We start from the raw sequence: 13,671 nt of genomic DNA on the forward strand, positions 1-13,671 counted from the left end.
AATTCGCGATCTGAGTGTAGATGCTTCTAGCACGGCACAGGCTGAGGCGATCGTGCAGGCAGTACGGGCATTACCAGAAATTGAAGTGATTAATGTCTACGATCGCACTTTTAATTTGCATCGGGGTGGCAAAATCTCCGTCAGTAGCAGAATTCCGCTTAAAAGTCAAGATGATTTGGCAATGGCATACACGCCAGGAGTGGGGCGAGTTTGCTTGGAGATCGCCCGCGATCCAGAACAGGTGTACAGTCTGACAATCAAACAAAACACCGTGGCGATCGTCACTGATGGGAGTGCAGTTTTAGAATTGGGAAATCTGGGGGCGGCGGGGGCATTACCTGTCATGGAAGGCAAAGCCACGATCTTTAAAGAATTTGCTGGGATTAATGCTTTTCCAATTTGTTTGGCGACTCAGGATACAGAAGCAATTATCGCTACTGTGAAAAAAATTGCTCCCGTATTTGGTGGCATAGACTTGGAAGATATTGCTGCCCCGCATTGCTTTGAGATCGAACGACGGCTGCGGCAAGAATTAGATATTCCCGTGTTTCACGGCAACCAGCAGGGGACAGCGATCGCGACGCTGGCGGCGCTGACTAATGCTTTGAAGTTAGTTAATAAGTCAATAACGGAAGTGAGGATCGTTATTAACGGTGCGGGGGCGGCGGGAGTTGCGATCGCGCGGCTGTTGAAAAAAGCTGGTGCTGCCCATATTTTAATGTGCGACTCTAAAGGTATTCTCTCCACGCAGCGTCAAGATTTACCTGCCCAAAAGCAAGAATTTGCCGTCAGTCAAATGGGAACTTTGGCAGGTGCTTTAGTCGGTACTGACATATTTATTGGTGTTAGCGCCCCAGGTATATTAACGCGAGATATGGTGCGATCGATGGCAAAAAATCCAATTGTGATGGCGATGGCAAATCCAATCCCTGAAATACAGCCAGAACTAGTAAATAATGATGTTGCAGTCATAGCAACGGGGCGCAGCGACTACTCAAATCAAATCGATAGTATTCTGGCATTTCCTGGGGTATTTCGCGGCGCTTTAGACTGTCGTGCCACGACAATAACTACCATGATGTGTTTAGAAGCAGCACAGGCGATCGCTTCTTTAGTAGCACCCACAGAACTCAACCGCGAACATATTATTCCCTCTATATTTGACGCTAGAGTTGTTCCTACTGTAGCTGCGGCTGTGCAACGCGCCGCCCGTCAGGAGGGAATTGCACGTTGTTAATATTTATATTTCGCTTTATGAGAGTGGGAATTATATATATGTCAACACAAGAGATTTTCTATGACTGGTGGCATTTATTTAATTCAGGATGACGAGCGATTAGTGGAAATGACGGAACAAGCCTATAACTCAGAAGCTTTACTACAAAAATTGTTAGTGGATTATCCTAGCCTTCTAGCTGGGGATCGAATAGACAGCACCACACCGCGACGCTGGTTATTAATAAAACCAGAAATGGAAGTTCCTTCAGAAGAAGATGGATATGGACGCTGGTTTGTCGATCATTTATTTCTCGACCAAGACGGAATTCCTACAATTGTGGAAGTCAAGCGTAGCTGTGATACCCGAATTCGGCGAGAGGTTGTCGGTCAAATGTTAGATTATGCATCTCATGCTGTAGTTTATTGGTCAATTGAAAAAATTATTACTCAGTTTGAAGCAAATTGTCAGATTAGAGGTTTAGAACCTAACACATTGTTATCGCATTTCCTTGTACCCGATCGTCCAACATTATTCGATCTTATTGAAGATGATATTCAAATCTCTAATTTTTGGCAAAGAGTTAAAGATAATTTGCAGACAGGTAAAATTCGTTTAGTATTTGTAGCTGATAAAATTCCATCTGAACTTCAGCAAATTATAGAATTTTTAAATAGGCAGATGAACCCAGCAGAGGTTATAGGAGTTGAAATTAAGAAATTTGAAGGGCAAAATTTAAAAGTTCTCATTCCTAGAGTTATCGGTCAGACAACAGAAGCAAAAGGTACAGAAATTAGTAGTGTTGCGCGAGAGGTTAGACAGTGGAATGAAACAAATTTTATTGAAGAAATAGAAATAAAACAAGGAGTTGACATAGCAAAGACTACTCAAACAATCCTTGATTGGGCGAGCTGTAAAAATTTATCTCCTACATGGGGTCAAGGAAAGCAATCTGGTTCTTTCACACCAAGAATCGTCACTGCCAAAGGAGACAAGAAAAAGTTTTTTGTAGTTTGGACAAGTGGCACAGTTGAAATTTCTGCAAACGAAGCTCCGTTTCATCTGCCAGAAATCAAGAATGAACTGCTTAATCGTCTGACTTTTCTTGTAGGCAACGCAATATCTGTAAACCCGTACTATTGGTATATTCCGTTATCAGTACTAACAGAAGAAAGTATCTTAAAACAATTTTTAGAAGTAATTGAATGGGCAATAAGTGAAATACAATTATTGTAAAATTTGAAGATTTCTATTACATAGCTTTGAATCTTACTCTTATCTTTTTAACATTAGTATGGTTAATCATATAAAAACCCTAGATGAATCGTGAAATTGATTGCCCGTGTAGAGACGTTACATGTAACGTCTCTACACGGAAAACGATCAAAAATCAATTTGGATTGCTATATATCCTAGTGTTAAATTAATTCATCTGTTCAACTTTAGCTTTTAACCCGTTACTAGTAAGTAACTGCGCAACTTCATCAGCCTTAGAGCGATCGCTAAATGCGCCCGCTTGCATAATTGTTTTACCCTTAGCAATAACCCGAAACGAACCAGGAACGAGCGATCGCACTTTTTCTTGTGTAGGTGCGTTTTCTGCTTCTACCAAGACTCGATAGCGCAAATTTCCCACTTGAGAAGAGTTACGCGATGATACCGCAGCAATTCGGGCAGGGCGATCGCTACCAGAAGGTATGTCACCATCGGGAACGGGTAACAATTCGTTAGGATTGACGGCAGCTGGTTTTAAAGTTGGTAAGCCTTGAGTTATCGTATCGCCTTTTGCTGGTGGCTGCGATCGGCTGACAGGAATTTCCACTTCAGTTTGAGGGTTGGCAGCAAGCTGTTGCTTCTCATTTGTAGCAGGGGCTTTCGTTGCTTCGGGCTTGGGTTTAGTTGCAGGAGCTTTTGCTACTTCGGGCTTAGGTTTTGTCGTTGATGTCGCAACTTTTGGAGATTGGTTTTGTGATGCAGGTTTGCTAGGCTTAGATGCTGAAGGCTTCTTGGGCTTTTGAGCGGGCTTCTTTTGAACTGGCGCTGATTCCGACTCTGGAGGCGGTACGGGAATTTCTACGACTTCTAATGCTGGTTGAGAAACTGGAGGAGAATTCGGAATTCGACGCGGCTTTAATGACGAGGAAACCTCGTCATCCGCCTGCTTGACTTCGGAATTCGGCATCAAAGATTCTCGTGCGGGCGAGTTTGATGGAATTGTAGGTTTGCGCACAGGATCTTCTGGTAAACCCGCCCCTACGACTCCTGTACGGGCGGGTTTTGAACCAAGATTTATCGCTTCATCGGTGGCACTTTCGCTAAACCCGCCTCTACGATTCTCGACTCCCGCATTTGAGGCAACATTACTCGTTCCTACAAAATCGATATTACCAATTGAACGATCTGCGGTAACTTGATTGCCTACCGCAGAGATTGTAACTCGCTTGGCTGCGCTGCTATTGATGTCATAACGACCATTTTGGCGAAATTGATTGTTACCTGGTTCGGTTGGCGTGCCTAAATTGGGTTGACTGTTGGCGATCGCCACGACACCATCTTCTTTATTACCCTCGATAATGTTATTGCGAAGGACTGGTTTTGTGAAAGCTTGAGACACGACACCAGCCCGATTATTTAGAATTTGATTCTCTACAATTAACGGTGCAGCTCGTTGAGCAACATTAATGCCATAACCGGTTTGCTCAAAGACATTAGCGCGGATCTCTGGTTTGGAAATTCCGTAAACTGTAATTCCATTCGCGCCATTTTGAGTAAAGCGGTTGTTACGGATGATTGGCGCACTATCACCCGTGATGGAAATTCCATCGTGGCTGCTACCAGTAAAAGTATTATCCGCGATCGCCGGACTGCATGACTCAATCCATAATCCATAACCGCGTGGGTTGGGATTCGTGACTGTTATTCCTGTCAATCCGGCTTCATCCGCCCCTAAAATTGCTACATCTTGACGGGCAAAGGTAGGACTCATGTACATTCCCCCACCTTTGATAACAATATTGCTACCCTGGCTGCTAGAGTCGCCTTGAAGAGTAACTCCTGGTTTCAGTCTGAGCGGAAATGTCTCACCAGATTCTCTGCTATAAGTTCCCGCCGCTAGTTTAATGATGACATTGGATTCAGCTTGTTGAAGGGCTTGAGCAATCGTTTTAAAAGGACTGCTTTCACTGCCATTGCCATTCTCACCAGCTGTAGGATTGACAAATATAACTTTCTTCGCAGTTTGAGATTCGCTAGTTGGGGTTTGCGTCAGTTGCAGTGGTGGGATAGCAACACCTACATGACTGAAACACAGCCAGAAAAATATAGTTAGACTAATTCTAGTGGCACTTGAGAATAAACCGTGAATGCAAGTTTTTTGCGCCATCGTCTGGAAGGATAAATAGGGATGGCGATCGCTACGGAAACTTTTCATACTCACGGCACTCCTTCTCACACAGACACAGAATTTTACTGCCAAATTTTAAATGGCAATAAAGTTTAGCTTTTTTCTACTTTGACTTGTTCTGCCTCCTTATATAGCTAAAGAGTCTAAAAGTCAAGAGGTAATTGGTAATTGGTAATTGGTAATTGGTAATTGGTAATTGGTAATTGCTCCCTTGTCCCCCTTGTCCCCCTTGTCCCCCTTGTCCCCCTTGTCTCCCTTGTCCCCCTTGTCCCCCTTCTCCCCCGACTCCCAATTCTCGACTCCCGACTGTCGTAAACTGAGCAGGGACTGTTACGATTAGAACATCAAATGGTCTGTTCTCAGTCAAGTAGCTACGAAACGGGAGAGGACAAGTGCAGCCAGCTGTCTGCCGAATTTTGGATGCAAATTTAGACCGCGCCCGTGAAGGCTTGCGGATTGTAGAAGAATGGTGTCGATTTGGATTGAATAGCAGCCAATTCAGCGATGAATGCAAGCAGTTACGCCAAGAGCTAGCCAGCTGGCATACCCTAGATTTACGTTTGGCACGAGATACTCCTGGCGATCCTGGGACAGAACTGACTCATCCCCAAGAGGAGCAACGATCTGGCTTGGGAACTTTGCTGCAAGCCAATTTCTGCCGAGTAGAAGAAGCTTTGCGAGTAGTAGAAGAATATAGCAAGCTCTACAATCCGAAAATGGGAGCTGCCTTTAAACAGATGCGTTATCGAGTTTATATCCTAGAAAGTCACTTACTAGGTTATCAACGACACCAACGACTAGCGCAATCGTACTTATATTTAGTGACTTCTCCGACAGAGGGGCTGTTTCATGTAGTAGAAGCAGCACTGCAAGGAGGGCTGAGCCTCGTACAGTACCGCGATAAGGATACCGCAGATCTCGATCGCCTGGAGACTGCTCGACAATTACGTCAACTCTGTCACCAATACGGGGCAATTTTTTTAGTCAACGATCGCATCGATCTTGCTTTGGCAGTAGATGCCGATGGAGTGCATCTAGGACAACAGGATATGCCCATCGCGATCGCCCGTCAACTCCTTGGACCCCAGAAAATTATCGGACGCTCTACCACAAATCCAGAAGAAATGCAACGGGCAATTCAGGAAGGAGCCGATTATATTGGTGTAGGTCCGGTCTACGAAACGCCGACAAAAGCAGGTAAAGCACCAGTAGGATTAGAATATATTCGCCATGTGGCTAAAAATGTTTCCATTCCCTGGTTTGCGATCGGTGGCATAGACGTTAACAATGTGAATGAAGTGCTAAACGCAGGTGCGCAGAGAGTTGCAGTCGTAAGAGCGATCGTGCGAGCCGAGCAACCCACTCTAGTAACGCAGTATTTTTTAGCACAGCTCGCCCGCGTACAACCACGTACAACTCCATAAATAAAGACTCCATAAATAGGAGTTAATCGAGATTTATGACCGAACAAATTAGCTTACAAGTGAATGGAGAAACTCGTAATTGTGCTAATACTGCTCGACTTCCAGAGGCGCTAGAACAACTCGGTTTTAACCCGCGCTTGGTCGCAGTAGAATACAACGGCGAAATTTTGCACCGTCAATTTTGGGAGAATACGCAACTGCAAGCAGGCGATCGCCTAGAAGTCGTTACAATTGTTGGTGGCGGAGCAACAGTGACCAGTGACCAGTGACCAGTGACCAGCGATCGATGGTAATGTTAACCTCTGTCTCCTATCTTCTGTTTTCTGACTCCTCAGTTTTGACTTTTGACTTTTAACTTTTGACTTTCTCAAGTTTTGACTTTTGACTTTTAACTTTTGACTTTCTCAATGGACTCAACCATAACAGTCCAATCAAAACCTGCTATTAAACCAGCAAATTTTTGGGTCAATTTTTTGCCTCCTTGCTTATGGATGTTGGGGTTTTATTTCATTCCCCTAGCCATACTCCTCAGTTATGCTTTCATGCAGCACCAATATGTGGAGGTTATTCCTCGATTCACCTGGGAAAATTTTGCCCAAATCGTAACTAATTCTGGCTACCGCAATACAGTTATTCGTACTCTATACATTGCGATCGCTGTCACTATAATTGATACTTTATTAGCTTTTCCAGTTGCCTACTTTCTGACTAAGTATGCAGGAAAATATAAACAATTACTAACAATCTTAATTCTCTTGCCGCTGTGGTCTAGTTATCTCGTGCGCGTCTTTGCGTGGCGAATTATTTTAGGCTACAACGGCGTACTCAATAGCTTACTAATATCTCTAGGTATACTGTCCCAGCCTTCTTCTCTATTTCTCTACAACCAATTCTCAATGGTTGTCACTCTCTGCTACGTATGGCTACCATTTACGATCTTACCTTTGGTAACTGCCTTTGAAAGATTGCCTAGCAACTTACTAGAAGCATCGGCAGATTTGGGAGGAAATCCTTTATACACTTTTCGTAAAGTTACTTTTCCTCTAGTCTTACCAGGATTTTTGGCGGGTTCGCTATCAGTATTCAGTTTGACAATGGGAGATTATATTACCCCTTCCTTAGTGGGTGGGGCAGGAGATATTTTGATTGGTAATATTGTTGCCAATCAATTTGGTGTCGCTGATAACTGGCCTCTTGGTTCTGCTTTAGCAATGGTAGTATTGTTGCTAATATTTGGACTGATAGCCATTATCTCCCGCAAAGGTGCTTTAGAAAACTTATGAAATTATTAGGAGACAAAAGGGAATTCGGAATTCGGAATTGAACCCTCTCGACTCCCGACTCCCGTACGGGCGCAAAAAAACTTCGTACTCAATAGAGATTCTGTGTGAACCTGCCCCTACGACTCCCTAAATTGATTTTCGGCACAGTTACGCTGATAATCTATTTATTCATGTATTTGCCCATCCTGACGATCGCTATCTTTAGCTTCAGTCAGGGGAGAGTGCTATCTCTACCAATTCACGGTTGGACGCTAGATTGGTATGCCAAGGCTTTGCAGGACGAACAACTGCAAGTAGGATTATTTAATAGTTTAAAAGTGGCGATCGCATCTTGTACTATTGCTGCAACTTTAGGAACTTTGGCAGCTTTAGCCATCCAGCGATATCAATTCTTTGGCAAAAACTTCTTTCGCGCCGCAGTCATCTTACCGATTGTTCTGCCTGGAATTGTCACGGGGGTAGCCATGCTTAGCTTCTTTTCAGCAATAAACCTACCCTTGGGATTAATGACTGTCATCATCGGTCATGCCACGTTTGGCTTTCCAGTTGTATTTAACACTGTCGCCGCCCGAATTGCTCGCCTACCCCGCAGTTTGGAAGAAGCCGCCGCCGATTTAGGTTCCCCCCCTTGGGAAGCGTTTTGGAAAGTGGTATTTCCTGGGTTACGTTCGGCTCTGATTTCAGCTACCTTACTTGCCTTTACCCTAAGTTTTGATGAGATCGTCGTGACAATCTTCCTCACGGGGCAGGATAATACACTACCAATGGAAATATGGGCGCGACTGCGTTTTGGTATGACCCCAGAAATTAACGCTACAGTAACACTAATTCTTTTATTTTCAGTCGGTTTGGTACTGTTGAGCCAGTGGTTAGGGGTGAGGAGTGAGGAGTGAGGAGTCGGAAGTGGCTAGCGGCTGGTGGCTAGTGACTAGACAAAGATTCGAGCCACTAGTCACTAGTCACCAATAACTGAATAACTGAGGGGATTATGGAACAACATAAGATGATTATCGGCGGGGAAGCAGTGGCAGCGGTGAGTGCTAACTGGGAAACGGTCATCGATCCTGCCACGGAAGAAGCGATCGCGGAAGTCCCGCAAGCAGATTATGCTGATGTGAATAAAGCTGTAGAGGCTGCAAAACAAGCTTTTCCTTCATGGTCTAGTCTCTCTCCAGGCGAACGGAGTGCATTGCTGTATAAACTTGCCAATGCTTTAGAAGCAAAAGCAGAAACAATAGCACAAACTGAAAGCCTCAATGTCGGTAAACCAATAAAACTAGCAGCCAACGGCGATATTCCCTTTGCGATCGATAATATTCGCTACTTTGCCGCACAAGCCAGAGTCGTAGAGGGAATTGCATCTGGAGAGTTTGTTCCTGGCTACACTTCTACTATCCGTCGCGAACCAATCGGTGTAGTTGCCTCCATTGCCCCTTGGAATTATCCAATCATGATGGCAGCATGGAAAATTGCCCCAGCAGTTGCAGCGGGTAATACCGTTGTGATTAAACCCGCACCCCAAACTCCTCTAACAACTATAATGCTGGCTCAAACAGCTTTAGAAGTCGGCTTTCCACCAGGCGTTATTAATGTCGTGACAGGTAAAGGTCCAGGGGTAGGGGAACCTCTGGTCAATCATGCCGACGTGCGAATGGTATCGTTTACTGGTTCTACCCGCACGGGTAAGCGGATTATGGAACTAGCAGCCCAAAAAGTGACGCGAGTGCATTTAGAATTAGGCGGAAAAGCTCCCTTTGTCGTGTTTGCTGATGCAGATATCGAAGCAGCAGCTAGAGGTGCAGTCGTTGGCGCTTACATCAATACAGGACAAGATTGTACGGCAGCCACGCGAATTTTAGTAGAACGCTCCCGCTATCAAGATTTCTTATCGGCTTTTACCGAACTGTCGCAACAGATCCGCTTGGGAACGCCACAAGCAGAAACAACAGATATGGGTCCATTAATCTCATCTGACCAACGCCAACGGGTGCATGGATTTGTAGAAAGAGCCAAGGCAGATGGAATTACCGCGCACTTACCAGGCGGAATACCCGAAGGCAAGGGTTTTTTCTACCAACCAACAATATTTTGTCAGGCTGCCACTCAAAGTGAAATTATGCAAGAAGAGGTATTCGGTCCCGTCCTGGTAGTCAACTCGTTTGATTCTGAGGCAGAGGCGATCGCAGTTGCAAATGACGTGAAATACGGTTTGGCTGCCTCTGTGTGGACGAAAGACTCTGCTAAAGCATGGCGCGTTGCGAGTGCGCTACAATTTGGCACGGTATGGATTAACGACCATTTGCCCTTGGCTTCCGAAATGCCCCACGGTGGCTTTAAAGAGTCCGGCTTCGGCAAAGATCTCTCACGATATGCTTTTGATGAATATACAATTGCCAAACACGTTATGTTCGACCTCAGCGGCGCAGTCAAAAAACCCTGGCACTTTACAGTATTTGGCGATGCTTAATCAGTTATCAGTTATCAGTGACTAGTGGCTGGTGGCTAGTGGAATCAGAATTTTGCTTGTCCTCCACCACTTCCGACTCCCGACTCCCGACTCCCGACTCCCGACTCTCGACTTCCTCATCAATGGCAGCAGTCACCCTAGAAAACGTTTACAAAAGCTTTCCCGCTCGTCTTGGCGATCGCGCTGTAGTCCCAATGACAGCAGATCTACTCGCTCCGGTTGAGGTTACACCTGCAATGGAAGTTCCATCTAAGTCGCAGGTGGAGAAAGTACCAAAGCAAGCAGAAAATGTCGATGTCTTGCGCTCGATTAACCTCACTATTGAGGATGGCGAGTTTATGGTGCTGGTTGGACCTTCAGGCTGCGGGAAAAGTACGCTGTTGCGCTCGATCGCGGGGTTGGAAGAATTAAGTTCAGGCAACATTTGGGTTGGCGATCGTTTGGTCAACCAACTCCCGCCTAAAGCACGAGACATCGCGATGGTGTTTCAAAATTACGCTCTCTATCCCCATATGTCGGTGTATGACAATATTGCTTTTGGACTGCGACGTACCAAAACTGGGGGAGCCGAGGGAGCAGGGGAGACAAGAGTTCCGCTTCAGATCCAAAATTTCTTGGTGGGGATGACCAGTCGATTGCCGAAAGGACTGCGTTACATGACAGCAAGGGAACGGGCGATCGACCAGCGAGTTAGAAGTGTTGCGGCATTGTTACAAATCGAATCGTTTTTGCAGCGCTTGCCAAAACAGCTATCGGGGGGACAAAAGCAAAGGGTAGCTCTCGGTAGAGCGATCGCCCGCAACCCCCAAGTCTTTTTGATGGACGAACCCCTGTCCAATCTAGATGCAAAATTACGAGCAGAAACCCGCGCTCAAATTGTCAAACTGCAACGCCAGTTGGGAACGACAACAATCTACGTCACCCACGATCAAACAGAAGCAATGACAATGGGCGATCGCATTGCTGTGATGCACCAAGGACAAATCGAGCAAGTCGCTCGTCCGCTAGAGCTTTACAATCACCCCGCGACTAAGTTTGTGGCTGAATTCATCGGTTCGCCACCCATGAACTTTCTCTCAGTTCAGTTTCAAGCTTCGGCGATCGTTCATCCCCTATTTCGTCTCAATCTCCCTGAAGTTTGGGCATCTGCTTTACAGAAGTACGATGGACGAGATTTAATTTTGGGCATTCGACCAGAACACCTAAATTTGAGTAGCGCCGCACCTCATAATCTTCCGGTACAAGTCGAGCTAGTGGAAGCTTTGGGCAACGAAACCTACCTCTTTGTCACCACTACGGCTGCGGCTAATGCTACTCCTACTCCGTTACAAGTACGTATTCCACCAGAGCAGACGGTGAACATTGGCGAACAATTATGGCTATCGCTTCACCCAGAAAAAATTCACTTTTTCGATCCAGCAACTAATTTAGCAGTTAATTGGGAGTAGTGAGTGGCTAGTGGCTGGTGGAACCAGTGGCTTGACTTTTTGCTAGTCACTAGCCACTAGCCACTGATAACTGATAACTGACAACTACCTATCTCCTCCTTAAGATAGAGCGCAGCAGAATCTTGATTTTTTACATTAATTTACATATTCTGTTGTAATTCTTAATGAGTCAGGGCTAACTGGAGATAGAAGTATGCAAGATACTACAAAACTTGCCACTACAGTGATGGAAGATCGCAATGCGTGGCGCTGGGGTTTCACCCCTCAAGCAGAACTCTGGAATGGTCGCTTGGCAATGGTAGGCTTTTTCATCGCCTTATTTCTTTACCGATAGTGTGAGACTAGGAACCACTCTTTTTTGGTTAGCGAATGTTCTAGCTTTTGTAGAGTGGGCATCTTGCCTGTGTGGAGTGGGCATCTTGCCCGCTCATATACTGTAATTTGAATGTGCGCTAGCTAATTTGAATGTACGCTAGCTGATTTTTTTGATTTTGGTTCGATCTTCTTTGCTTCAGTCCGACTTTTTGTCAGTAAATTTCATTTAAGCTGTTGCATCTCCATCAACTAATTGTTATATTAGTTTACATAACTAAATAAAGAGTTACAGTTTTCTGACTGAAGTACCAATTTAGGAGCATCAATCATGCAAGACACAACTAAAGTTACCACACCAATCATTGACGATCGCAACGCATGGCGTTGGGGCTTCACACCACAAGCTGAAATTTGGAACGGTCGTTTGGCAATGATCGGTTTTCTAGCAGCTGTTGCGATCGAACTATTCTCAGGTCAAGGTTTCCTACACTTCTGGGGAATTCTGTAAATCGGTGATATCGACTTTAGAGCAACAAAAAGACTTGGAAACAGGCATTCCCAAGTCTTTTTTTGTGTGAAGACAATCCACAACTATCTTCACACCAATCATGCATTTTTCTCTTCAAAACCAGAAGTTAGTCTAGATACATCTAAAAATCTTTAATTCCGACTTCTGACTTCTGACTTCCGACTTCATCTAATATATTCTTTCAGCACGCTATTACGGTTGGGATGGCGAAGTTTACGTAAAGCTTTTGCTTCGATTTGACGGATTCTTTCGCGAGTCACGTTGAAGATCTGACCTATCTCTTCTAGCGTTTTCATTCGACCGTCATCTAAGCCATAGCGCAAACGCAACACGTCTCTTTCCCGTGGGCTGAGACTATCCAAAACTTTTTCTAAGTCTTCGCGCAATAAATTCTTAGAAACCTGATCTTCTGGCGTTTCTCCATCCGACTCAATAAAATCGCCCAGTCGGGAATCTTCTTCCTTACCGATGGGCGTTTCTAATGAAATTGGTAGCTGGGCTGATTTAGCAATAAACCGCAGCTTTTCGATTGTCATTTCCATGCGGGTAGCAATTTCCTCTTCGGTTGGCTTGCGACCCATTTCTTGCGATAGCAATTTAGTGGTTTTCTTAATGCGAGAAATAGTTTCGTAGAGGTGGACTGGTAGGCGAATAGTACGAGATTGATCGGCAATAGCGCGAGTAATTGCTTGGCGAATCCACCATGTAGCGTAGGTAGAAAACTTATAGCCTTTTTCGTGGTCGAACTTCTCAGCCGCCCGAATCAAACCTAAAGAACCTTCCTGAATCAAGTCTTGGAACGACAGCCCGCGATTCATATATTTTTTAGCGATCGAAACCACTAGGCGCAGGTTTGACTGCACCATCTTGTCCTTAGCCCGTCGTCCGACATGCAAGCGATAGCGAAATGCGGGCAAATTCTGCTTAACTGCTTCCGCCCATTCACTGTCTTGCGGTTCGCGATCTAAGCGATCGGATAGCTTTTCTCGAATTCTCTCTAGCTCTAGTAAATCGGCAATTTTTCGCGCTAATTCAATCTCTTCGTCTGCTCGTAGGAGACGAATTCTACCGATTTCTTGTAAGTAAAGGCGAATCGAGTCTTCGGTATATTGTTTTTTCTTGGTTTGCGCCCGCCGACGGGTTTTTCCACCTTTCCCAGGCTTAGCGTCATCCTCGTCAGGCTGAACTTCTAAAAATCCGTCACTATCATCTACTTCTAAGCTTTGTAACTCTTCTGCTTCTTCTAATGAAAAGTCAAAATCGCGCTCGAAATCAGACTGGCGAGCCATTTGGGGTTCAGACTGTTGAATATTTTCGAGTAGTACGTTGTTAGCCTGGTTCATGCCGCGTTCCTCATGCTCCTTGATTCAACAAACATTTAGTCACTTAAAAATTGCTCTCATTGCATCAGCTAGCGACTGGCTGCAAAGAGATTCTCTGTCGGGAAGATTCATGGGCAGATCCGAACGATATGGTGGTAGGATTCTTGCCTGAAAACATACTTTGAGATTAACCGATTGGTCTAAAATAAGCTCTGCTCAATTTAATAGACATAGCCTTGGATAGATGCACCAATAGCTATTTAT

The 13,671-nt window shown here is 45.0% G+C and carries 14 protein-coding genes; 11 read left to right on the forward strand and 3 right to left on the reverse strand.

The genetic code is table 11. The annotated features are described in order from the left end of the window. Positions 1 to 1,237 (forward strand): NAD-dependent malic enzyme (locus tag DSM107010_RS22825; protein WP_148125935.1); only part of this gene is annotated, 1,237 nt, incomplete at its 5' end. Between the two features lie 60 nt (positions 1,238 to 1,297). Beyond that, entirely contained in the window at positions 1,298 to 2,452 is a 1,155-nt protein-coding gene (locus DSM107010_RS22830) for a hypothetical protein (protein ID WP_106169896.1), read from the forward strand. A 187-nt stretch (positions 2,453 to 2,639) separates the two neighbouring features. Here the strand turns inward: DSM107010_RS22830 and DSM107010_RS22835 are convergent, their stop codons facing one another. Continuing rightward, a complete protein-coding gene (locus DSM107010_RS22835; RefSeq protein ID WP_106169898.1) occupies positions 2,640 to 4,646 on the reverse strand; it encodes a DUF1565 domain-containing protein in 2,007 nt (668 codons plus the stop codon). Positions 4,647 to 4,722: 76 nt separating this feature from the next. Further along, a complete protein-coding gene (locus tag DSM107010_RS39955; protein ID WP_199755702.1) occupies positions 4,723 to 4,986 on the reverse strand; it encodes a hypothetical protein in 264 nt (87 codons plus the stop codon). Between the two features lie 25 nt (positions 4,987 to 5,011). Here DSM107010_RS39955 and DSM107010_RS22845 point away from each other — a divergent pair, with 25 nt between their 5' ends. From DSM107010_RS22845 to DSM107010_RS22880, 8 genes are all read left to right on the forward strand, one after another. Next, positions 5,012 to 6,043 carry a thiamine phosphate synthase gene (locus DSM107010_RS22845; protein WP_015154029.1) on the forward strand — a complete coding sequence of 344 codons (1,032 nt, stop codon included), beginning with the start codon at positions 5,012 to 5,014 and terminating at the stop codon, positions 6,041 to 6,043. Positions 6,044 to 6,078: 35 nt separating this feature from the next. Beyond that, a complete protein-coding gene (gene thiS / locus DSM107010_RS22850) occupies positions 6,079 to 6,312 on the forward strand; it encodes a sulfur carrier protein ThiS (protein WP_015154028.1) in 234 nt (77 codons plus the stop codon). Between the two features lie 138 nt (positions 6,313 to 6,450). Beyond that, entirely contained in the window at positions 6,451 to 7,326 is an 876-nt protein-coding gene (locus DSM107010_RS22855; protein ID WP_106170906.1) for an ABC transporter permease, read from the forward strand. Between the two features lie 104 nt (positions 7,327 to 7,430). Then, on the forward strand, positions 7,431 to 8,219 hold the full coding sequence (locus tag DSM107010_RS22860; protein ID WP_015154026.1) for an ABC transporter permease: 789 nt from the start codon (positions 7,431 to 7,433) through the stop codon (positions 8,217 to 8,219). Positions 8,220 to 8,314: 95 nt separating this feature from the next. Beyond that, a complete protein-coding gene (locus DSM107010_RS22865) occupies positions 8,315 to 9,793 on the forward strand; it encodes a gamma-aminobutyraldehyde dehydrogenase (protein WP_106168635.1) in 1,479 nt (492 codons plus the stop codon). A 122-nt stretch (positions 9,794 to 9,915) separates the two neighbouring features. Next, the gene (locus DSM107010_RS42385; RefSeq protein WP_106168634.1) at positions 9,916 to 11,241 is read left to right on the forward strand and encodes an ABC transporter ATP-binding protein; all 1,326 of its coding nucleotides are present in this window, start codon (positions 9,916 to 9,918) and stop codon (positions 11,239 to 11,241) included. Between the two features lie 193 nt (positions 11,242 to 11,434). Then, positions 11,435 to 11,575, forward strand: a complete 141-nt coding sequence (locus tag DSM107010_RS22875) for a chlorophyll a/b-binding protein (RefSeq protein WP_015154023.1) — start codon at positions 11,435 to 11,437, stop codon at positions 11,573 to 11,575. 309 nt (positions 11,576 to 11,884) lie between these two features. Further along, a complete protein-coding gene (locus DSM107010_RS22880) occupies positions 11,885 to 12,064 on the forward strand; it encodes a chlorophyll a/b-binding protein (protein WP_015154022.1) in 180 nt (59 codons plus the stop codon). A 185-nt stretch (positions 12,065 to 12,249) separates the two neighbouring features. On the opposite strand, the gene rpoD is transcribed toward DSM107010_RS22880, so the two are convergent. Then, entirely contained in the window at positions 12,250 to 13,428 is a 1,179-nt protein-coding gene (gene rpoD, locus DSM107010_RS22885) for an RNA polymerase sigma factor RpoD (RefSeq protein ID WP_015154021.1), read from the reverse strand. On the opposite strand from rpoD, the gene DSM107010_RS38665 reads away from it, so the two are divergent. Continuing rightward, complete coding sequence (locus DSM107010_RS38665) at positions 13,427 to 13,579, forward strand: hypothetical protein (protein ID WP_158266008.1); 153 nt, start codon at positions 13,427 to 13,429, stop codon at positions 13,577 to 13,579. The two genes, rpoD and DSM107010_RS38665, sit on opposite strands and share 2 nt — an antisense overlap. The last annotated feature ends 92 nt before the right edge of the window (positions 13,580 to 13,671 follow it).

The organism is Chroococcidiopsis cubana SAG 39.79 (assembly GCF_003991895.1).
Taxonomy (GTDB): Bacteria; Cyanobacteriota; Cyanobacteriia; order Cyanobacteriales; family Chroococcidiopsidaceae; genus Chroococcidiopsis; species Chroococcidiopsis thermalis.